Origin of the sequence: Pseudomonas sp. W2Jun17 (genome assembly GCF_023127795.1) — a bacterium.
Taxonomy (GTDB): domain Bacteria; phylum Pseudomonadota; class Gammaproteobacteria; order Pseudomonadales; family Pseudomonadaceae; genus Aquipseudomonas; species Aquipseudomonas synxantha_A.
In genome coordinates, this window is record NZ_SPKO01000007.1 from 226,593 (window position 1) to 246,391 (window position 19,799).

At 59.2% G+C, this 19,799-nt stretch carries 16 protein-coding genes and 1 tRNA gene; 4 read left to right on the top strand and 13 right to left on the bottom strand.

Features of this window, described 5'->3' with window-relative positions:
• Positions 1–95 precede the first annotated feature (95 nt).
• The 4 genes from E4O98_RS04285 (at position 96) to E4O98_RS04300 (ending at position 3,068) form a co-directional block, all read left to right on the top strand.
• Positions 96–980, top strand: a complete 885-nt coding sequence (locus tag E4O98_RS04285) for an alpha/beta hydrolase (protein WP_005785967.1) — start codon at positions 96–98, stop codon at positions 978–980.
• A 111-nt stretch (positions 981–1,091) separates the two neighbouring features.
• Positions 1,092–1,165, top strand: a tRNA-Gly gene (locus E4O98_RS04290).
• Between the two features lie 181 nt (positions 1,166–1,346).
• Positions 1,347–2,606, top strand: a complete 1,260-nt coding sequence (locus E4O98_RS04295) for an integrase arm-type DNA-binding domain-containing protein (protein WP_248134239.1) — start codon at positions 1,347–1,349, stop codon at positions 2,604–2,606.
• A 9-nt stretch (positions 2,607–2,615) separates the two neighbouring features.
• Positions 2,616–3,068, top strand: coding sequence for a hypothetical protein (locus E4O98_RS04300; RefSeq protein WP_248134241.1), 453 nt, complete (start codon positions 2,616–2,618; stop codon positions 3,066–3,068).
• Positions 3,069–3,096: 28 nt separating this feature from the next.
• On the opposite strand, the gene E4O98_RS04305 is transcribed toward E4O98_RS04300, so the two are convergent.
• From E4O98_RS04305 to E4O98_RS04365, 13 genes are all read right to left on the bottom strand, one after another.
• Positions 3,097–5,025, bottom strand: coding sequence for a hypothetical protein (locus tag E4O98_RS04305; RefSeq protein ID WP_248134243.1), 1,929 nt, complete (start codon positions 5,023–5,025; stop codon positions 3,097–3,099).
• Between the two features lie 28 nt (positions 5,026–5,053).
• Positions 5,054–6,676: a phage terminase large subunit gene (gene terL / locus E4O98_RS04310; RefSeq protein ID WP_057976802.1), complete on the bottom strand. Its 1,623-nt coding sequence runs from the start codon at positions 6,674–6,676 to the stop codon at positions 5,054–5,056.
• The gene (locus tag E4O98_RS04315) at positions 6,666–7,004 is read right to left on the bottom strand and encodes a hypothetical protein (protein WP_057976800.1); all 339 of its coding nucleotides are present in this window, start codon (positions 7,002–7,004) and stop codon (positions 6,666–6,668) included. The genes terL and E4O98_RS04315 overlap by 11 nt, the downstream gene beginning before the upstream one ends.
• Positions 7,004–9,544 carry a hypothetical protein gene (locus tag E4O98_RS04320; RefSeq protein ID WP_248134245.1) on the bottom strand — a complete coding sequence of 847 codons (2,541 nt, stop codon included), beginning with the start codon at positions 9,542–9,544 and terminating at the stop codon, positions 7,004–7,006. Before E4O98_RS04320 ends, E4O98_RS04315 begins: the two co-directional genes overlap by 1 nt.
• A gap of 63 nt (positions 9,545–9,607) precedes the next feature.
• The gene (locus E4O98_RS04325) at positions 9,608–11,527 is read right to left on the bottom strand and encodes a hypothetical protein (protein WP_248134247.1); all 1,920 of its coding nucleotides are present in this window, start codon (positions 11,525–11,527) and stop codon (positions 9,608–9,610) included.
• Positions 11,524–13,542: a hypothetical protein gene (locus E4O98_RS04330; RefSeq protein ID WP_248134249.1), complete on the bottom strand. Its 2,019-nt coding sequence runs from the start codon at positions 13,540–13,542 to the stop codon at positions 11,524–11,526. The genes E4O98_RS04325 and E4O98_RS04330 overlap by 4 nt, the downstream gene beginning before the upstream one ends.
• Complete coding sequence (locus tag E4O98_RS04335; RefSeq protein WP_248134250.1) at positions 13,542–14,060, bottom strand: hypothetical protein; 519 nt, start codon at positions 14,058–14,060, stop codon at positions 13,542–13,544. The genes E4O98_RS04330 and E4O98_RS04335 overlap by 1 nt, the downstream gene beginning before the upstream one ends.
• A 1-nt stretch (position 14,061) precedes the next feature.
• Positions 14,062–14,505, bottom strand: coding sequence for a GNAT family N-acetyltransferase (locus E4O98_RS04340; protein WP_248134252.1), 444 nt, complete (start codon positions 14,503–14,505; stop codon positions 14,062–14,064).
• A 9-nt stretch (positions 14,506–14,514) separates the two neighbouring features.
• A complete protein-coding gene (locus tag E4O98_RS04345) occupies positions 14,515–16,665 on the bottom strand; it encodes a hypothetical protein (RefSeq protein ID WP_248134254.1) in 2,151 nt (716 codons plus the stop codon).
• The gene (locus tag E4O98_RS04350; RefSeq protein WP_248134256.1) at positions 16,665–17,252 is read right to left on the bottom strand and encodes a hypothetical protein; all 588 of its coding nucleotides are present in this window, start codon (positions 17,250–17,252) and stop codon (positions 16,665–16,667) included. The genes E4O98_RS04345 and E4O98_RS04350 overlap by 1 nt, the downstream gene beginning before the upstream one ends.
• Positions 17,253–17,325: 73 nt before the next feature.
• The gene (locus E4O98_RS04355; protein ID WP_172312175.1) at positions 17,326–17,850 is read right to left on the bottom strand and encodes a hypothetical protein; all 525 of its coding nucleotides are present in this window, start codon (positions 17,848–17,850) and stop codon (positions 17,326–17,328) included.
• A gap of 43 nt (positions 17,851–17,893) precedes the next feature.
• Complete coding sequence (locus tag E4O98_RS04360) at positions 17,894–18,757, bottom strand: phage capsid protein (protein ID WP_248134258.1); 864 nt, start codon at positions 18,755–18,757, stop codon at positions 17,894–17,896.
• Between the two features lie 196 nt (positions 18,758–18,953).
• A complete protein-coding gene (locus E4O98_RS04365) occupies positions 18,954–19,799 on the bottom strand; it encodes a hypothetical protein (protein ID WP_248134260.1) in 846 nt (281 codons plus the stop codon).

A 19,799-nucleotide genomic window follows, 5' to 3' on the forward strand; every position in this document is an offset into this window, starting at 1 on the left:
GACATGGGCCTCATCTTCCAGGCGTATGCCTACCTGTCATAAAGCTCGTGCAGAGTGATCTGCGCGCACTACCCGCTTGCCAGGAGTCTTACGACATGAGGCCAGAAATCGCTGTGCTGGATATACAGGGTCAGTATCGGGTGTACACGGAGTTCTATCGCGCGGACGCGGCTGAAAAGACCATCGTCCTGGTCAATGGCTCCATGGCGACCACGGCGTCCTTCGCTCAAACCGTGAAAAGCCTGTACCCGCAATTCAATGTGGTTTTGTACGACCAGCCTTACGCCGGCCGTTCCAAAATCCATAACCGCCATGAGCAGATGCTGACAAAGGAAGTTGAGGGTCAGATTCTCCTGGAACTGCTCGATCACTTCGCCGCAGAGCATGTGCTGTCCTTTTCGTGGGGCGGTGCCGCCACGCTGGTCGCGCTTGCACACCGGCCTCGACGTGTGGAAAAAGCCGTGATCAGCTCATTCTCGCCAGTGATCAATGCGCCGATGCGCGATTACCTTGAGCGCGGTGTCGACTACCTCGGCAACCTCGACCGCGACCGCGTCGGCCACCTGGTCAACAGCACCATCGGCAAGCATCTGCCGTCGCTGTTCAAGCGCTTCAACTACCGCCACGTCAGCAACCTGGCCGAGCACGAATATGGGCAGATGCACTTTCACATCAGCCACGTACTCAACAGCGACCGGCTGTGCTACCTCAGGGCGGCCAAACAGATCGACATTCCGGTGTTGTTCTTGAACGGCGAATGGGACGAATACACCAGCGCCGAGGATGCCAGGCTGTTTGGCCAGCATGTGGCCAAGAGCAGCTTCAGCACCATCCAGGCCACGGGGCACTTTCTGGATATGGAGCACAAAGCGGCGTGCCGGGATAGCCGTGAGGCAGTGGTGGGCTTCTTGAAACCAGAGCGACAGGTGAGCCGGCTGCGATATCACCAGGGGCAGACGCAGCATGCAGCTACCCTTTGAAATGGAGACTGGCGACGGCGAACAGGCGCCCTCGCCACACGCAACCCACACATTTTTCAAAGAAAAACTTCAAATTGCGGCGAACATCTGGTACAAAGTCAGCCGCTCTGAGCGGGTATAGTTTAGTGGCAAAACGAAAGCTTCCCAAGCTTTAGTTGAGGGTTCGATTCCCTCTACCCGCTCCACATTCTTATTCCCTCCCCGTCCCACTCCCTCCCGCTACACACCAAACCCCCGGCAATACTGAATAAACCCCAATCCCTGCTAATCCCCTCTATTCCCCTTTGTGTCCGCTTATCCTTGATTCTGTGTATGGCGCCATGTATGGTGCGCACAACATCGAACCAAACCATACAAGAACCCAGCATGAAACGAACCGAGATAAAGCGCCGGCCACTGGCCGACACGGTGCTGGCTTCCCTTGAGCCAGAGGCAAAGGAATACCGAGAGAACTATGGAATAGACCGGCTTTATTTCGTGGTCAGCAGCACGGGCCGTAAACGCTGGGAGCTTCGATTCAAGAAGCCCAACGGCAAATGGGGATGGCACGGACTGGGCGCCTATCCGGACGTGACGGCCAAAAAGGCCAGGGAGAAAGCGCAGGAAGCGCAGAGGCTCAATGCCGAAGGTGTAGACCCTATCACCCATAAGGCGACGCTGAAGGCTTCCAGGGATGCAGCAGAAGCGAACACGTTCAAAGCCGCCGCCGATCTATGGCTTGATAAAAAGATCAAAGATGGCCGCGCCGAAAAGACCCTGGCCGGAATCAATGGCGCGCTGACCAACGACATACTGCCGGCCCTTGGTAGCAAGCCCCTGAGCAGAATCACCAGGGCGGATTGCGCCAACCTCCAGGCAAGCATCGAGAGCCGCGGTGCCCACAACACCGCCGAGAAGGTGCGCGTGTGGGTGAATCAGATCTTTGGCCTGGCCATCGCCAAGGGCATGACCGAGAACAACCCGGCCAGCAACTTGATCGACATTGCCGAAAAGGCGCCAGAGGAATCGCAGTACCCACACCTTCTGGAGTCGGAACTGCCAGAGTTCTTGCGGGCGCTGGTTGAGTCGCGAAGCGGCACAATCGTTCGCACTGCAGCATGGCTCACCCTTCTTACCGCGTCACGGCCAGGTATGACGCGCTGGGCGGAATGGTCCGAAGTTGATCTTGATGCGGGCCTGTGGACGGTGCCAGGCGTCAAGATGAAAATGCGGCGTGACCACATTGTGCCGCTACCCACTCAGGCTGTTGAGCTGATCAGGGATCTGCAACGGCTTACTGGCCGGTCCCGCTACCTGTTCCCATCATCGGGCGAGAAGGTGCCGGTTATTTCAGACGCATCGATCAACAAGTGCTTTGCACTGATCGGGTACAAAGGGCGGATGACTGGCCATGGCAGCCGGCACACCTGCGAAACACTACTATCCGAATTTGGCTGGGACGAAAACTGGCGGGACATGCACCTGGCCCACAAGAAAGCCGGACTCAAAGGCGTGTATGACAAAGCGATCTACCTGCCGCAGCGCCAGAAGATGGTGCAGTGGTATGCGGACTATCTTGATGCGCTTCGGGAAGGCATGACCGAACAGCGACGAGACGAGTTCCTCTCCCGAATCAAAAATATATAAGGACGCTTTATGAAACCGGTAATGGCAACTGTCTTTTCTTTCGTGCTGTCTATGACCGGCACCACGGTTATGGCACAGGCCGGCCAAATAGATCCTTCGGAGGTCAGCGAGCAAGCATGTTCTAGGGATTTAGCGTGCTGGGAAAAGCTGAACCACCCCTACTATGTTGAGTCTTGCCAGAAAGCAATACAAAAAACAGCTAAAAACGCTTTCAAGTGGAGTGGTTTCAGTGGGGGCATGGCAGTAAAGGATATCGTCTGGCTGGACTACAACAACTCAACGATAACTATCAAGGGCGAAAACTTTGAAACCTTGGAGGACGTTGGTGTTTTTCAAGATTCGAACGGAAAGGTTGCGTATCAGCATGGAGCGGGGGTTTACAAGAAAGCAAAATTTGAATGTGACTATGACGGTGAATCAAAGAAGGTGCTTTCGGTTAGAGTAACCGTCTTAGATAGGTGAGGCCCGCCAAAAGACGGGCCCTTTATTTCTATACTCCTGTGCGTTTCAAAATCGCTGAAATCTCCGTTGCGGGAATAGTAACGTTGGCAGTTGTCGGGTTTGAAATTGTGACGTGAACAACGCCGTTACCCGCCCAGGCAACGGGGATGCAGCCAAATAGTGATCTAAGCGCAAACACCTCGACCCGGTCGTTTAAAAGCGCGGTAGAAAGGCTCATATCGAATTGCGCAGTAGATCCTGCATTGATAGTCCCTGAATACGTAGCGCTGACATGGTGGGTGTGATGCTGCACGATATCGTACATATCCAAGGGTTCAGTAATACTGAACCCGAGCCTGTTGTCTCCGCTGCTGGCTGCTGAGCCCAGGATGGTAGAAGGTTTGGAGCCAAGATTGTACTTGTAGATTGCTGCATCATCCCCGAGTGGGATCAAAGACAGGTTTGTCATTACTTGACGGCCTGGATCTTTAACCAAGCATATGTAGCCGTTGCTAGATGGGTTCTCGATAGTGATGCCTTCCCATGTCTGAGAGTAAACAGATGCGCTCCATTCTGCCCAGCTATGGCACCCCTCGATATTTTCATTGATAAACGTGTTCGTCTCTGACCAGTTATTCAGCTGTGAGAAATCATATGCAACCTGGTTATCCGCAATGCTGTTGTTGTAAAACATGTTCCTGTTTGCAGCGCCGCCAAAGTAGTGGCCGATCCCGCAGGGCTTGATGATGTTGTGTGATACCTCGTTAAAGAACGCCTGCACAAATACAGAGGGCGTGTGCCCGCTGTTCCATAAGAAGCCTACGTAGAAATTCGCGATTTCGTTTTTGCTGAACGTGCACTGCATTGCGTTGCGCACAGAGAAACAAGCACCGACAGTCGTCCCCATACCAACGATGGTCAGACCCTTTACGTTGGCATCAATGCAAAGCCCCGGCGCGTAGCCAGCCGGCCGGAACGTCTCAAATGCAGTACCGCTATGCGTAAGCTCCAGCCTATTGCGACGGCCCGAACCGCCACCAATAAGGGAGACGCCAGGATAAAGATTGACCTTCTGCCCCAGCTTGTAAAAGCCAATAATCTTGCAGGTTTCGCCACCATCAGCGTACAGAATTGAACCGATCGTATTGAGTATTGGCGCAATGTCTGCGCCTTCAACAGCGCCTGCCTGCTTGATGTGGAGAGACCTGTAGACCAGCTTCCAGCGGGCACCATCGGCACCGACGATAACCGTTATGCCGTTGTCTGCACTGGTGGTGTCTGCTTGATCAACGTAGTAATCGCCCCCGCCCTTGTCGCCTTTCGCGTAATACCCAAGGGTTCGGGCTCGCTGGTTGCGCGACGAGGACAGCAGGCGCAGCGCCCCGACGTTATCAACTCGGCGAGACAGCCCGTACTTGAGGTAATCGAACAGCGTTCCGGCGTCGTAGAGAATGCCGGTGGTCGTGTTGACCAGGCCGCTAACGCTCTCAAGCAGCGTGGTGAAGAAGTTCTTTGTCCACCGCTGATTGGTCGCGTCCATCGGCTGCACAGGGTCGCCTAGGTCTGAAATCCGGTTCCCTTTTGCGCGGTAGGCCCCAGCACCATCTACATCAAAGAACCCCAGGGACAGCGCCCTGCCGCTGAATCTGAGCAGTTGCTTGAGCGCTTGCCAGATCCTGTCGAAGTCACGGTTTACGGTCGACGAAAGAAAGTCGCCGTTTTCCTGATAGTCGTTCAGGCGTTCAAACGGAATATTCAGCGTTAAGAGAATTGCGCTTTGGTCAGCTGGTGCCGTGGTGAAGGTAATCGTACTGGTGGGGTTGCCCGCCCCAGTGATGACAAAGCCTGATACCACCTCGGCCCCATCAATGAACACATCAAGGTCCGAAGCCGCCAGCAATAAGAAAGGGATGGTGTAGATCGTGGTTACACCGTTGCCGGTGTAACGTTTTTCGGTTGGTCCTGCTGGAACTGCCATGGTTCGCCCCCTGGGATGGTGGCGGGCTTTAGTAGTCCACTTGAACCTCATGAACGCCCGCATCTGGACGCCAATCGTCACGCCGGGTCTCTGTCGGTTTCCCGACTATCCGGCCAATGCGTACGGGGGTTTGGCTGATGCCACCGGCACCTGAGTCGATGTAATCGTCTTCCTGGTTGGTGAGCGCTGGGTTGAAGTCGCGCATCTGGTCCCAAATCGTTTTCAGCACATCGACATGCGCCCACAGGAAGCGGGCAGATAGTGGGGATTCAAAGGCGTCGAGGATACGTTTCTGCTTATTGGTGCTGGAGTGTTCTTCCCCTACCCCACAGCCGGTGCCCTTGAGCGCCTGCTTGAGGATCGAGGGCGCAAAGCCACCTGGTCCGTTGGTCTCGATGATCACCCGGGGAATTTGGTACTTGATGACCAGTTCGCGGATTTGGTGCACCTGTCCGCCAATGATCTTGTCGCGCGCGTCGAACTCGGCAATTTCCCCGGTAAGGCCAACAGCCAGATGCCAATACAGTTGGCCGCGAGCATCGGTCAGAATCAGGGAGAAGGCCGAGGCGTCAGACTTGATCTTGCCCAGGGAGCAGTCCCAGTAAGCGACGGCGCCGACAATCTGAGTGCTGCCCAGATACATGGCAGCTGCGTTGTTGGCATAGCGCATGGTTGGCTGGGCGTCGTACGGAATGATGCGGGCAGGATCCAAGCGAACCTCCGTAACGGGTTTCGAGTGGAGCTGATACTGCGAGTCCCATTCGTTGATGGTGCGGGTTTCACGACGTCGGGTCTCAAGGGTGGCCATGTCGAAACGATCAGGCCAGGCGCTGCCGGCGTAGCAGTCCACCAGGGTTCCAGGTGGCGTAAAGAAGGCGATGCCAGTTTTGGTCTGCTGGTAATCCGTGCCCAGCACCAGCACACGGGCATGTTTGCCTATGCCGGAGAACACGACGTCAGGCACAAACGGCACGTCGTAGGCGTTGTGCTTGGCGTCCTCTATCCGGTGTTCCTGGGCGAACATGCGGATGGTCAGGCAGTCGGCGCCCATGCTTTCAAGTTCGTCGTAGAGACTGTCGTGGGTGTGCGGCGTGCCGATGTAGAGCTTGCTCCCGCCAGGTACCAGGATGTGCGTCTGCTCACCCAGGCGATAGCGCAGCTTCTCCCGCGCCTCAGGGGTCTGGATGTTGCGCGGTACCTCAACGTCATCGTTCTGGCATTCGTCCGCACGGGCAGAGGTGACGTTTGACAGGATGCCCTTGGCGAACATGCTTGCGTTACGGAAGTCGGAAGCACCCTCAACCCACCATTGCTCTACCGTGCCTTGATTTGGCGGCAGTAGATGGCGGGTCAGCGGGTGATTGCGAATAACGTTTTGGGTATCGCGGCTGGTCTTGTAGGCCGTTGGGTCTGATTCGGATTGGTGCAATATCCTATCGGTTGGGTCTTTGTAATACCGCCAGGCGTTATAGATCGCCAGCAAGGTGGACTTGCCGAACCCCCGGAAGCAACGCAAAACGGCCAGAGATCCTTTAGCCTCCAGCCATATCAGCGCACGGACGTGGATATCTGGCACATCCCAGCGCATGCGCCGCGCCCACAGCATAAAGAAAACCAGCAGGCTGACTTTCTTGTCGGGGTCAGTGGACATTCCCGGCCTTCTGCATCCGCTCGATGATGGCCTGTGCCTCTCGTTCGGCGGCAGCTAACTCACCGTCCAGCTCGTCTACAGCATGACCAGCGTCCGGTGCCGGCTTCTGCCGGTTCATGATGCCGGCGATGTTCACGACCTTGAGTAACAGCGTCATGGTTGCGGCGGCGTTCTTCTTGCACCAGTACCGGTTGCCCCGTTCTTCCTGGGTCAACTGGGCTGGCAGCTTGTCAGCGGCGGGCCAGTTGTTGGGGTCAACTTCGGTAATGACCACTTCGCCAAGGCGCTCGCTAAGTGCCTGCAATCGGGTGATTTGATCGTCGCGCATTATTTCGCTCCTACAGCTGCGCCCAGGTTCGGGGCGCGATCTGGTGTTGTGTCGCCCGGCTCCCACCAGTACGACTGCTTGAATTCCTTGCGGGCACGCTGTTTCATCCGGCGCAGGTAGCCCGGTGAGAAGTAGTCCTGCAGTTGGTTGAATATCAGGTGATCGGTTGCGGCCTTGGTGTACCAGAGGTTCGCACCGGGGATATGGGACTTGGCCAGGCGCACCAGCTTGCCCCCGGTCTGGTTGACTTCGCCGTCGGCAGCGTTGTCCTTGAGCTTGAAGATCGACTCAATGTCGCCAGCAATCGGCCCGCCCAGCGCCGCCAGTGGTGAGCCGCCGCCCTGGGATGTGTCGGAGAACAGGAAGTCACCGTAAAGCCCCATGGCCCCGCCCTTGAGGAATGAGGCCAGACCGAATCGCAAGCCGGGTACGCCCCACTTCTTATCGTCGGTGATGTCCTTCGGATCGCGCCCGGCGGCAATCTCGCCCAGTTGAATGGCCATACCGCCCAGCACGGTGGTGGACGCCACCAGGGCAGCAAGATACCCGGCCTTGCCCCAGCCTTCCTGGGCCATGCCGCGTGCACCGTGACGCATGATCATGCCGATGGAGAAGCTCTTGAACTGCCAGAACGAGCGCACAAGCTCGCCCTTCATGGTTCCACGCTCGATACCACCATGCATCATTGCCTTTTCGCGGGAACCCGGCTCAATGATCGCCATATTGGTTTCATCCAGCACGGTACCCAGCAGCTTGGTAGCGGCCTGATCCTTGAGGCGCTGCGGGGTTGTCTTGAGTTGCTGGGCCAGCGGCACCAGGTCAGCGTTGGGGATTCGATAGATGCTGTTCGCGGTCAGCACGGTGTCGCCCACGCCGCGCCAGTCTTCCGGCTGCGCCAGACGCCACACAGACCAATCCGTCTCGGTGACGCCCTGCCCAATCAACCGCTTGCTGTCTGCCGCGTCCATGGCTGCAAGGGACTGGTGGCGACGGGACATGTCGCCAATGGTGTCCAGCATGGTGGCGCCGAATGCCCGCTGACTACCGGCGGTCAACGCATTGAGGCCGGATGCCTGCATGACCTTGCTGGCGGCAGTCTGCGAAAACTTGGCGATACGCCCGGCGATCTGCTCATTGGTGCCCAGGCCGTCGGCGCCGAAGCGGTTCAAGCTCCCAATCAGTTGATTCAGGCCCAGGCCCGCACGCTGCGCCAGACGGCGGTCGGCAGCGCTGGCCGGGTTGAGCATTCGTATTTCATTGGCGAACACCTTCATAACCGGCATACCGTTCATGGACGCGGTAAGGCCCAGCGTTCCCTGGTCGGTGACAGATGTCAGGACGGCAGACCCCAGGCGGCTTGCCACATTGAGGGCGCGGTAGGTATCAAAGCCGTTAGCCAGCGCGGCAGAAACTGGCGGCTCGCGAGTGCCGGCCACTTCCTCAAATAGATGCTCAACCTTGCGGCGTTGCTTCGCGGTCTTGACAGAGTCGGTTGGCCTGGCCTCGTCGGTCGCCTTCTGCCCGGCATCCAGGAAGTAACGCATTTGGTTGCTGGGGTTTGGGCCCAGGGTTTCCACCAGGGCAATGTCCCGCGATGCGCGGTCGATATGGCCTATCAGAAGCTCTAACAGGTTGCGATCGCCGTAGGACTTCTGTGCCGCAATAAAGCTTTCTGCGTCCTTGTAATGGATCTGGCGGGACTCGCTCCCACGGTTGGCGCGCATACCGTTGCCGGCTGCTTGGCCTGGCTCCAGCTTGTTGGTGCCCCCGGTGGCCAGGGTGACCCAGGCATGGTTGAGAAAGTCGGTCAGCTCGGCGTCATTCATGGGCGTACCGTCTTCCTTGAGGTACTTGCCACGGTTCGCCCACTGCACATGATCAGCCACCCACTTAGCCTGATCCTTGGCTACCTTGACCTGCGAGTGGTCGCGAGGCATAGACCAATCATCCAAGAAACCTACATCACCACCGGCCCGGTTGAAGCGCTGGCGCAACTGCTCGGCCGTGTCCTTGAACTGTTTTGCGGCGGTCTTGGCCGTGGCGTTGCCGGAGTCTTCGCCGTGCAGCTCGCGCACCAAGGCCAGGTTGCCGGCTTCGTCCTGAAGCAAGCCCAGGAACTTGCCCTTGGTCTGGTCGATCACGTCAAGCATTCGGCTCACCGAGTCGTCACGGATTGCACGCGTGGCCGATTCGATGGATTGAATGCCGCTCTTGCCGTCGCTGGAGAACGCCAGCAGTCGGTCGAGCCCTTCCAGTGGCTGATCGGGGAAGCGCTTCATGTAGCTGTCGATACGGTCGTGGGCAAGGATGGTCAGCGCCACGCGCTTTTTCTTGAGGTCCGCTTCGGCTACCAAGTCCTTGGCGGATTTGGCGGCGGCTTCGTTCAGTCGGTCGGCGGCGGATTTGGATTGCCAGGTGGTATCGGTCTGCGCCAGTTGCTTCATGTTGCGGCGCACACGGTTTTCGATGCCCTGGATTTCCTGCTGGTTGAGGGGACGGCCTATGGCCTGGGTAACGGCCTTAATGCATTCGGGGCGCATGGGCTTGCTCCTGATTGGATGGGAGCAAGCCTATGGGTGGGGGATAGACGGTTTCCCGACTATTTAGAGACCGCGTTGCAGGAAGCAAGCGGCAGCAGCGGCGAAGCCCTTTGCATCCTGCTGGGCGCGGACGATATCGGCGTCAGCACTGGCGAGCAGCTCTCGGGCTGACACGGTGATGGGGCTGCCGTCGGCATCCATGGCGCCGGTTGAAATACGCATGTCCTCGACGCGGGCCAGGATTTCGTCGGCGACCTGTACCACCGGGTCGGCAGCTTCATTACCGGGCTTGCCTGCATCGCTTACCACTTCTGGCCCCGGTTTATCAGGGTTGGTAACTTTCCCTCCCGCTGATTTACCACTTGGCTTACCAGTCGCTGCCGGTGCCGTTTCCGGTTTTTCCACATTTTTTGAGGCAGGAATATCCAGCGGCTTGGCCTGCAACGTAGGGTCGGCACGCTCGATATCGTCCAGGATGCGGGTGATTTCCTGGCGGGCGATCTGCGCCATGGTCAACTTGGTGTTTGCCTCGGCCACCCCGGCAGACAGCGGGTTCTTGTCGAAGCCCTTCGCGATGGTGTCGGCGCGCTGGGTAATGCGGTCCTGGAAGCGCTGCGGGACTTCGCCACGATCCAAGGCGTTCAGGTCGGAACGGGCTTGCTCGGCGCTACGGTTGCCGCCCAAGGCTTCGTTGAGTGACGCTTGGCGGTCGGACAGGTCCAAGCGTTCCGCCTCGATGGCCTGGCGTGCAGATGATTCGGCCTGCTTGCGGGTCTGGCCCTGCTGCTGGAACTCTTTGGCGCGGGCCTTGAATGTGTCATCCAGTGCGGCAAGGTTCTGCGCAACGGTGGACAGCTCGGCCTTGACGTCCTTCACGTTGGGCAAGATGCCGGCGGCTTCCTGCTCCAGCTCAACGCGCAGCTTTGGTTCCAGGTCCTGGCGGGCAGTGGCCAGGGCGACGTCCGGCGCCGGTTTCATTGCTGGAGCGGAATCAGCCTCGCGCAAAAACTGGGCCGAGTGGATGCTATCGGGCAACACCACCGGCTCTCCCCGCTGTAACTGGTTGATGACGGTGCGGACTGCATCCTGATGGGCCATGGCCGAACGCGGATCAACCGGCGCACCTGGTGCGGTCTCGACGTCGGCGTGCTGGTTGGTGCGTTCGGTTAATGCTGCATCGATCTGCCGGGCGGTTGGCCTGCGGAACTGGGCACGGCCAATACCGAAGAACGCCAAGCCCATGATGGCGTCTGTGGCGAGCGCTGTGCCGTCCATGACTTTGTACTGCGCCGCCTGTGCGTGATAGCCGTTGCTGTCCAACAGTGCAGCGGTAGCGCCCCGCCCGGCCATGCCCAAGCCTACGTTCGCTCCCACAGCTATTGAGACGTCGCCCAACAGCGGCTTGACGAACTTCGCCGCCGGCAGCACAGCGCCAACGCCCATGGTGGCGGCATCAATCAAGCCCTTCTGCGTGGCCGTGGACTCGTCCAGACCTTCGGCCATGCCCACCTGCTTGCTGGAGAAACCAGCAGGCGCACCGGCAGCGACAGCGGCGCCCACCGGACCAGCAGCGACGGCGCCGGCAATGGTGCGCGGCAGGACGGCAGCGGCTTCGCCCAGGATCTGGCCCACAAGCCCAACCTCTGTTGGGTCTGGCCGCAGGTCCATGACGGACTTTGCGGTTTTCTCGCCGATGTCGCGGGCCTGGGTTTCGCGGAACTGTTGCTGGTCGGCCAACTGCCCGTCATCAGGGGCATAGGACGAGCCGATAGCCAGGTCGGATTCAACCGCCAGGCTGCCCAGTTGGAGCGCGGTTGACTGGATTGCCCGCCCGCCCTCGATGGCGCCTCGCAGCAGGTTGGGCCCGATGGTGCTGAGCGACCCAGTGAACACGCCCGGGGCGAGTTTATCGGCGGTACGCTCAAGCCGTTGATCCTGGCTGCGCGCCTCGCTGTCCTCGATCATTCCGTCTAGCCAGCTCATTTGACGATCACCACCATAGGTTTTTGGGTGTCCGGATCGATTTGAATCCGGCCTGCGTTCATTAAGTAATAGGAGCCTTCCTTGCCCGGTACCGGCGACAAAGGCATGTCCTCCAGCTGGCTCACCGGCAACTTGCTGTTCTTGGCCATGCCCTCAATCTGCATGTCCACGGACTTGTTGAAGGTGTCGTCATCCATGCCATAGGGCTTGATAACCCTGGCGCCGGCACGCTCAGCCACGCCACCTGTTGCCATGTCGAACGCGGCCTGGGATGTCTTGCTGTCCAGGTCGTCGCCGTCTTCATACTTCAAGCCCTTCGATGCTGCGGTGCCTGCATACAGGGACTTGAACGCCAGATATGCCTGCTCGCGCTGTGGTGTGCCGGGCACTAGAGAGGCGCCTGCATGTTCGTCGAATGCCTGACGGAAGAAGTTGTCTTTGGGCAGTGGAACCGATTTATCAGTCAGTACCTTGGCCCCGGACAGCAGCGTGCGGGGAACGTCCGTGCCGTCGGCCCCCTTGAGCCCACGGAACTGGGCCATGCCCGCAAGCGTGACGATGGGGTCATCAGCCACCAGCGGCTTGATGGCGGCGGCATAGTCGGCGCCCGATGGCGATGAACCCGCGATAGCGCCGAACAACTGCAGCTTGGTGCTGTCGTCGGCCTGCTTGATCAGCGACGACAACATGACCTGTTCTTCTGGTTTCCATGGGTTGCGGTTGACGTCGGGGCCGTATGCCTTGCGCACCGAGTTGACCACGTCGAAGCGCTCGGCAATCTGTTCGCCCAGCTTCTGCTGGCCCTCAGTGCTGGTAATCCCTGAAACGTCCAACGGCGCCACATCGGCGCCGGTTCGCATTGCGTTAAACACCAGCGGGGTTTCCCGCATCATCTTGGTGTTGCTGTCCACGGCCCTCTGCAAGCGATCCAGATTGGCCTGCTCGGCCACGCTGGCGCCCTTTGATTGCATCTGTTGGCGTTGACGGTCGATGAACTGTTGAGCGATCGCTGGGGGCTGTCTCAGCAGGGTTTGCACCTGCGTCATTTCCTGCATTCGGGTGCTGAACTCTCCAGCGGCTGACGTCCCGGACAGTGCTGATTTCCATCGCTGCTGGTCCGCCGGCGTCGGAGGCACGCCCGTCGCGGCCTGGCGGTCCATCTGCGTCAGGATGCGCTCAGCCTTCATTTCCCGCATTTCGGCCTGGCGCTGCTGGTGTTCCTTCACCTGGAAGATTCGACCGCTCACGGTGTTGAGCAACTGGTTGCGCTTCTCCGGGTCCAGCTTCTTGGCGTAGAAACCATCCTCGGCGGTGAGGTCATGCTCCAGCTTTTGCAGGCTGCCGATGCTTTCGCGGGATTCGTTCACCCGCTGGGTGGCGTGCGTGGTCCAGTTGCCGTCCTTGAATTCCTGCTTTTTGCTGGCCCAGGTCTCACCGAATGCCAGGCGCCCAGCAACGTCGATATCTTCGGCGTCCATGCGGGCGTTGATCTGGTCGACGTTGGCACCAGGCATTGCAGCGTCTTTGCCCAACATGTCCATGCGTGAGGTCAGATCGCTCTGTGCTGCCTGAATGCGGCCCTTGGCTACTGCTGCCTGAACCTTGCCAAAACCACGCACCTGCATCCGCTTAAGAACGTTGCCCAGCTCACCCTGCTGCGCTTCGTCAAGACCAGGAGTTTCCAGCGGGTCGAGCTTAGACACTGCTGATTCGTATGCTTCCGGCGCCTTGTCGTAGCTCAGCTTGCCGGTGCGCATCTGTTCGTCAAGATCAGTGGCAATGGTCGTGATTTGAGATTCACGGTCGATCAGCGCGTTATCAGCTTTGACCCTTGCCAACGCCTGATCTTCCTTGTTGATGTTGTCCAGCACGCCCTGCGCTGCACTCTGGATGGCGCTGGCGGTCTGTTGCGCCGCCTGGGTCTGCCCACGGGTATCCACGGTGATGACGCGGTTCTGCGGTGCCTCGGGCACGGCGCGGGCTTGCGCGAAGTTGCCCAGCGGGATCTGTGCCATCAGGAAGCCCCCCCAACTTTAGGAACGGTTGCGTTCTTGCCTGCAGCCGATGCCTTCCAGGACATTGCCGCGTTAGCCCCTGCGTTCAGCACTGTGCCAATGGATTGAGCGTTCGCCGTGCTGCGCGCCTGGCTACCGGCCATGCTGTAGTTGCTGGCGTCAACGTAGCCACGGGCCTTCTGGTTTTTGCCGTTGAAGATGGTCAACGCTGCGTCTTCCTCGGCATTGCCAATGATTTCTTCGTTGATGTTGATCGCGGTGCCGGCGCCCGTCTCAACGCCAGATGCAGCCAGGGCGGCATTGGCTTCGCTGGCCTGGTTGCGCGCCAGGCGGCGTATACGATCGGCCTGCACCACGGCGGCGCTGGCGGCTGCGTCCGCATCGCTTTGTGCCTGGTCTGCCTGGGCGTTGGCGTTGAGTTGTTGCTGCTTGCCCGACTGCTGAGTGGTGTACACCGAGTAAACGGTAGCCGCCGCCATTGCTGCGTATGCGGCGTAACCTGCTGCTCCTACGGCCATGTCAGATCTCCATCATCAAAAGCGGGCCGATGTTGCGCAGGCCCTGGGACTCATAAAGCCGGGTGGTTCCTTCGACGCTGACGCCGGTACCGATGCCCATGTAAATCTGTTTCGCGCCCTTGAGCCTGGCCCATTCCTTGAACGTCTGGATCAGGCGCACGGCAATAACTCCATTGCGCTTGGACGGCTCAACAAACAGTGAATAGTCATAGGCGATCAGGTCATTGCTGAACCACTGATCAATCACGCCGCCGGCCATGCCGCCGACAACTTCGCCGCGCACCTCGGCCACAAAGACGACGCCCTGCCCATTAATCAGTTCGTGCAGGAAGGCGGCAGACTTGACCGGGCAAAAGTTCATGGTTGAGTAGCTGGTAGTGGAATGCAGCAACGTGCCCAGCTCGATCAGCCTGGGAACATCGGAGTGCTTGGCGGGCCTGATCATGGTTAAACCTCAGTCGTTGATCGTTATTTTTTTGATTACGTTGAGCAGATGGAACGGCAGCGGCTGTTCCTGGGTTATTTCCAGGGTGGCCTGGCCGCGCTCCCACCCGAGGCTCTCCAGGCGATGAACACCTGTGAATAGAACTGGGGGTTTGTCGAGGATCTGCGCGCCAAGATCTCGGAACGCGATTGTTTGGCCATTGATCTTGCAGCCGATGGTTTCGAGAAAGCGCAGCGTGACCTCACCGATGCGCATGCTGTTGCCCTGAGAGCTGCCGGTGTTGCCTTGTGCTTCGGGGGTCAACGTCTTGATCCTGGTCTTGAAGTTCAGGCCGATCGAGGTGGCGAACGCCTTGCGCGGGATTGTTACCTGCCCAGCGGCAACAACCTGCTGCTGCATCACAACGCCGTCAGCGACGATGTCCACGGTCTTGCCCTCAAGGTGCGCCAGGCCACCCCATACGGTTGCGCCGTCAACGCTGGTGGCATTTACGCCGGAGTCCACCCGCACACCGTTGGTAAACCGTTCGATGTAGCGCACGTTGGCACCGCCGATGTTGCGGCGAACTACAACCCACACCTGGTCACCGCTATCGGTCGGGATGGATGCTGCAGACTCATAAGCCCCGTCTGTGATCTGCCGGGCCCAGCCAATAACATCCTGGTCACGGTCCACGGTCATGGTGGCCAGAACGCCGTCGGCCCGAACCATGAACAGAATGGATTCGGGCTCTTGCTGGTAGGCCATGTCGATGATGCCGGACTTGGTCGCATGCTCAGACAGCACGGACATGTCAGGGGAACCGAACGTGTCGGAGTCGTACTTGTAGGCCATGGCGCGCAGCTTGCGGCCTGCACGCTGGACAAAGTACAGCTCGTTGCCAATGCGCACGGGGCGCACGCGGTTGCAGCCGTAGACCGATGGGTTCTTGGCGCGAATGTTGGTCGGGGTTATGGCCTTCTCGACACCGCCGCTCACCGTGAACTCGCCGCCGTAGGTCAGAGGTACCAAGGCATTGATCTGCCCAATGTGCAGGATTGGGTTGATCTGGTCGGACGACAGGTTGTACGAGATTGCATCATCGTCTTTGGTGCCCAGTTCGAAGTTCAGATACTCACCGGTGCGCGACTCCCAAATGGTTTGGGGGAAGTTCGGCGAGCCGCCAAGGGCCAAGCGCTGCTCGTAGAGCGTGCCGGCGCCAGGGTAGCCGTCTATATCGTTCCAGACAGAAGCCTCAAGCGACCAGGCGTTGGCAGGCGATGCTGTGGCCGAGGTCGGCGCCGAGCGAATGACGCCGGAAACCACGGTGGTGCTGGTGAATACGGTTATCTCCAGCAGGCCACCATTGATCTTGACGAACTTGCCCACGTCACTGGCGCGCCAGCCTGCCGTCGCAAGCGTCATGGTTACAACGCTGCCTACTGGGGTGAAAGCGCTCAGCGTGTTGGAGGTCTGCGGCGATCCCTTCAAGGACCAGGTAGGACGACTGGTGGCGCTGAATGCGTTGGTCACCTCGACGGTGGCCACGGTGGCGCTGGTAACTGCCGTGACCTTCGCAACACCACCGCCTGACCAGATTTCACGACCAACATCAGAAGCCAGGAACGCCGATTCAGACGCCGTTACCGTGCGCCCGGTGCCCACTGCTGGGTTGCTTATGGTGATCGCCGTCAGGAAGTCGATACCCTTTTCATCGAACGGCTTGGTCACGAAAGGCGCCGGGGCCAGGCTCCACTCGGTGTTAGTGATGCGGCGCAGGCGGTAGACGGGGACCGTGTTGCAGAAGATGAACATGGTGTCCGCGCCCTGGACGTAGTCGATGCGGTCCAGGGTGGTGTGCGCGTATGGGCTGGCCAGTTCGATCCCGCTGTAGGAACCGTTAGCAAAGTGGATTCTGACGTACAGGTCGCCGAACTCCACCATGTACGCCTGGGAGGCGTTGAATACGTAAGGGATAAGGCGGCAGTTCTTATCGGGGAACTTGGCAGGCGAACACAACAAAGTCCCATCACGGCGAACACAACCCCCGTGGATGACGGGCCAAGCGTTCTCGATGATTTCGGCGCCGTTCTGGTACCGGGCAATATCGACACGGCCCAGCATTCGTGGCGAGACCTCGCCGGCGGTGAAGTTGGTTTGGTTCAGCGTCAGGCGAGGCATTACCAGCCACCTCCAAAACGAGCAGCCAGCAAGCGTTCATCGCCCAAAGTCTGCGGTGGATCTTCCTGGCCATCGACCGCACGGGCACGGCGCAGCGAGGTTTCCAGCTTCTGCTCCATGGTCTGCTGCATGGCTGCGGATTGCGTAACCGGGTACGCCATAGCCGCTGCCATAGCCAGGGTTACCAGCTTCACCAGGTGCGCGTCCCAAGTGTTTTCTACCTCGTTGCGGAACACATAGCGCAGCTCCAGCACAGTGGTGTTCGCCTGGATGGTGCGCCCCTCAACCAGGTAATCAATCTGGCAACCGTGGGAGCCAACCTCCAAGACGCGGGAGAAGTCCGCCGGCAACTCAAAGGCATGGTCATAGCCGAACAGAGGCGCCACGGCGTCAGGTGCCAACACGGCGCGCTTGATGCAGCAGTTCCAGGGGTGCGAGCGCAACATGTCGTCGCGCACTGTGGGATACAGGTTGGCGCACAGCTTGGCCCGGTCCAGGTTCTGCTGATCTTCAAAGTCATTGATGGTCTGCGAGCCCAGCATCAGCAGCGCGTTAGAGCAAATCGAAACACCCGTGGCCATTGCCATTACCAACCTCCAGATAAAAAGACCGGGGCACAGGGCCCCGGTAAATGTTTTGCCTTCCTTGGCGGCCCGTGAATCAGTTGCCGTCGATGTATTGCAGCTTCAAGCTGACAGTGCCGGCACCGGTTGCGGCGGCAGTCAGGGTGATAGCCACGTCATATTGCTTGCCTGGGTCAGCAGCGAGGCCCAGCGCCTGCCACAGTGGCTTTTCAATGTCGGCCAGGCCGAAGCCGGCACCAGCATCAGCCGCGTCCGCTTCGTGGGTAACGTCGGTGTTCACCAGGGCGGCGGAAAGATCCTGTGCCGAGGCGAAGAAGTCAGCGTCAACCACGGCGCCAGCATTCACTGCGGTGACGTCGTACAGGCCGATGTTGCCGGCGGCGGTGGTGATCGCATCGCACGACAGCAACAGGCGGGACACGCGGTCCACAGAGTTGATGCGCATCAGGCGATACACAGAGCCGATGGAGTCGGTAGCGGTTGCCTCAACGAAGCCGACACGCTCACGCAGACGGCCACCGTCGATACGCTGCGGCGACAGGGTTTGTGGGAGCGCGTCAGAGTTGGTGACGGCCAGGGATTTGGTGGTTACTACTGCCATGGTTCATTGCTCCTGATCAGGTTGGGAGAAGGCTAAAAGCCGCTTAGGCTTCGGCGGCTGCGATTTCAACGACCTTCTCTTCTTCCACCCGCACAGAGCCGATGGACATTTTCGCGTAGATGCGAACGTTGAAGCCCTTGCCTGGATCCTTGCCAACTTCGGTCTGGATATCGGCACCTTTGCCCAGGGTTACGCCGGACTTGGCCCAGGCGTAGAGCAGGCGAGTGCCGCCGGACAACGGGGTGCGCTCAGACGGAATCCAGGTGAAGCCCATCCACTTGCCTTCGACGTCACCGTCTTCAAGGAACTTGCCAGCCAAGTAATCAGCACTGGTCAGGGTGGCGTCGGCGAGAATGTCCGCTGCTGCCTGGGCGCTGTAGGTGATGAACAGTTCTTCGCCGTTGTGGTTGTCCGCTTCGTTCTGACGGAACAGCTTGCGGGCCTGAATGATCTTGGCCTTGGTCAAGCCGGTGCCGCCCACAGCGATCTTCTGCTTGGTTGGCAGGATGATGTTGCCGGTGGTGGAGCGGGAGTTGCCGCCCAAGGAGCTGATAATTACATCGTCCTTGGCGCGGTTCAGCGAGGAAACCATTGCCTTGACGTAGTCCGAAGTCGGGTCAACCAACATACGGACCTTGTCCTGATCGTCGATCATGTCGCCATCTTCCCAGTCGAACAGGTCCACAAAGCGCGTGCTGTGTGGTTGATCGTTGATTGGGGTATCACCGTGGCGAGTGGTACGGCGCTTGGCGGTACGCTGGCCCAAGCGGTTTACGGACTTGGACATGCCGACAATGTTCGGCTCGATGGTTACGTGGCTCTCAAGCCGCGAGGTCATTTGCTGTGCCAGGTGACGGAAGTTATCGCCGTACTGCTGGACAAAGGCTTCTGTGATTTGAAAGGACATTCGATGCACTCCAATGCAGATAAGGGATTGCCTGCCGGGTGTCCGCATCGCGGGCCGGTATTCCTGGCGTGCATCGGCTTTGCTGCGCCTGGGGCGTTCCGGGTGTCTGCGTGCCATCGCAGGCCGGCCCATTGCTGGGATGCCTGCGATGTTTGTGCATGGGGGGTGTCGGTTTCCCGACTATTTGGGAGGGGAGTTAGAAGCGGGATGGGGCTTTGTTGTACTTGCGGTTGTAGAGGTCATCCAGTTGAGCCTGGATGCCTGGGCGTTTGGCGTCGTGCGCTGGCAAGTCCTGCAACTGCTGGCGCAACTCAGCAGTCTTGACCGCGAAGTCGCCCTCGCTGATCTGCGCACCGCCATTGATGGCAGTGTCTTCCTTGAGTTCCTTGCCGATGTTGGCGGTGAATGCGATGAAGTCCGGGTCGTTGCCGTACTTGGCTTGCAGGGTGGCGAAGTTGCCTGGCTTGCCTGGCTCACTGGCAAAGGCTTCGGCGGCACGGAACGAGGCGCGCACATTCTGCTTCATGGCCTGTTCATCACCCCATACAGCCTTGAGCGTTGCGGCACAATCCTGCTGGCTCAGCTGACCGCCGCCCTCGATCAGCCCTGGCGCCGCCTTCATGTACTCGCCAATCACATACTGAACCTGGTCATTGGTCAGGCCCTTGGCGTGCGCGCCCTTCAAAAACGACTGCGTGTCAGGGTCGGTCTTGAACTCGTCCCAGTTGAAGCCCTCGACGCCTTCCAGCTTGACTGCGTATTCATCGGCGGTCTTGGGCGGCACATCACCAGAACCCATGCGGGTTTCAAGGTGCTTGTACGCTTCGGCAACCTTGCGGCTCGATGCTTCCAGATCAAGGGTGCCGTCCTCTTTGTTGGTCCGGTACTTCTCGGGGATGTAGTCGTTGCCGGTGTTGCCACTGTCCAGCACAGAGCCGGTGGGCGCAGGTGCGGCAGGCGCTGCCGGTGTGGATGGGTCGCCACCCTCGCCAGCTTCAGCCATGAAAAAACGGCCCAGGCGGCCATGGATAAACATGTTCAT

Coding starts and splice junctions, on each gene's coding strand:
- E4O98_RS04285 (WP_005785967.1), top strand. CDS start 96: ATGAGGCCAGAAATCGCTGTGCTGGATATACAGGGTCAGTATCGGGTG.
- E4O98_RS04295 (WP_248134239.1), top strand. CDS start 1,347: ATGAAACGAACCGAGATAAAGCGCCGGCCACTGGCCGACACGGTGCTG.
- E4O98_RS04300 (WP_248134241.1), top strand. CDS start 2,616: ATGAAACCGGTAATGGCAACTGTCTTTTCTTTCGTGCTGTCTATGACC.
- E4O98_RS04305 (WP_248134243.1), bottom strand. CDS start 5,025: ATGGCAGTTCCAGCAGGACCAACCGAAAAACGTTACACCGGCAACGGT.
- terL (WP_057976802.1), bottom strand. CDS start 6,676: ATGTCCACTGACCCCGACAAGAAAGTCAGCCTGCTGGTTTTCTTTATG.
- E4O98_RS04315 (WP_057976800.1), bottom strand. CDS start 7,004: ATGCGCGACGATCAAATCACCCGATTGCAGGCACTTAGCGAGCGCCTT.
- E4O98_RS04320 (WP_248134245.1), bottom strand. CDS start 9,544: ATGCGCCCCGAATGCATTAAGGCCGTTACCCAGGCCATAGGCCGTCCC.
- E4O98_RS04325 (WP_248134247.1), bottom strand. CDS start 11,527: ATGAGCTGGCTAGACGGAATGATCGAGGACAGCGAGGCGCGCAGCCAG.
- E4O98_RS04330 (WP_248134249.1), bottom strand. CDS start 13,542: ATGGCACAGATCCCGCTGGGCAACTTCGCGCAAGCCCGCGCCGTGCCC.
- E4O98_RS04335 (WP_248134250.1), bottom strand. CDS start 14,060: ATGGCCGTAGGAGCAGCAGGTTACGCCGCATACGCAGCAATGGCGGCG.
- E4O98_RS04340 (WP_248134252.1), bottom strand. CDS start 14,505: ATGATCAGGCCCGCCAAGCACTCCGATGTTCCCAGGCTGATCGAGCTG.
- E4O98_RS04345 (WP_248134254.1), bottom strand. CDS start 16,665: ATGCCTCGCCTGACGCTGAACCAAACCAACTTCACCGCCGGCGAGGTC.
- E4O98_RS04350 (WP_248134256.1), bottom strand. CDS start 17,252: ATGGCAATGGCCACGGGTGTTTCGATTTGCTCTAACGCGCTGCTGATG.
- E4O98_RS04355 (WP_172312175.1), bottom strand. CDS start 17,850: ATGGCAGTAGTAACCACCAAATCCCTGGCCGTCACCAACTCTGACGCG.
- E4O98_RS04360 (WP_248134258.1), bottom strand. CDS start 18,757: ATGTCCTTTCAAATCACAGAAGCCTTTGTCCAGCAGTACGGCGATAAC.
- E4O98_RS04365 (WP_248134260.1), bottom strand. CDS start 19,799: ATGAACATGTTTATCCATGGCCGCCTGGGCCGTTTTTTCATGGCTGAA.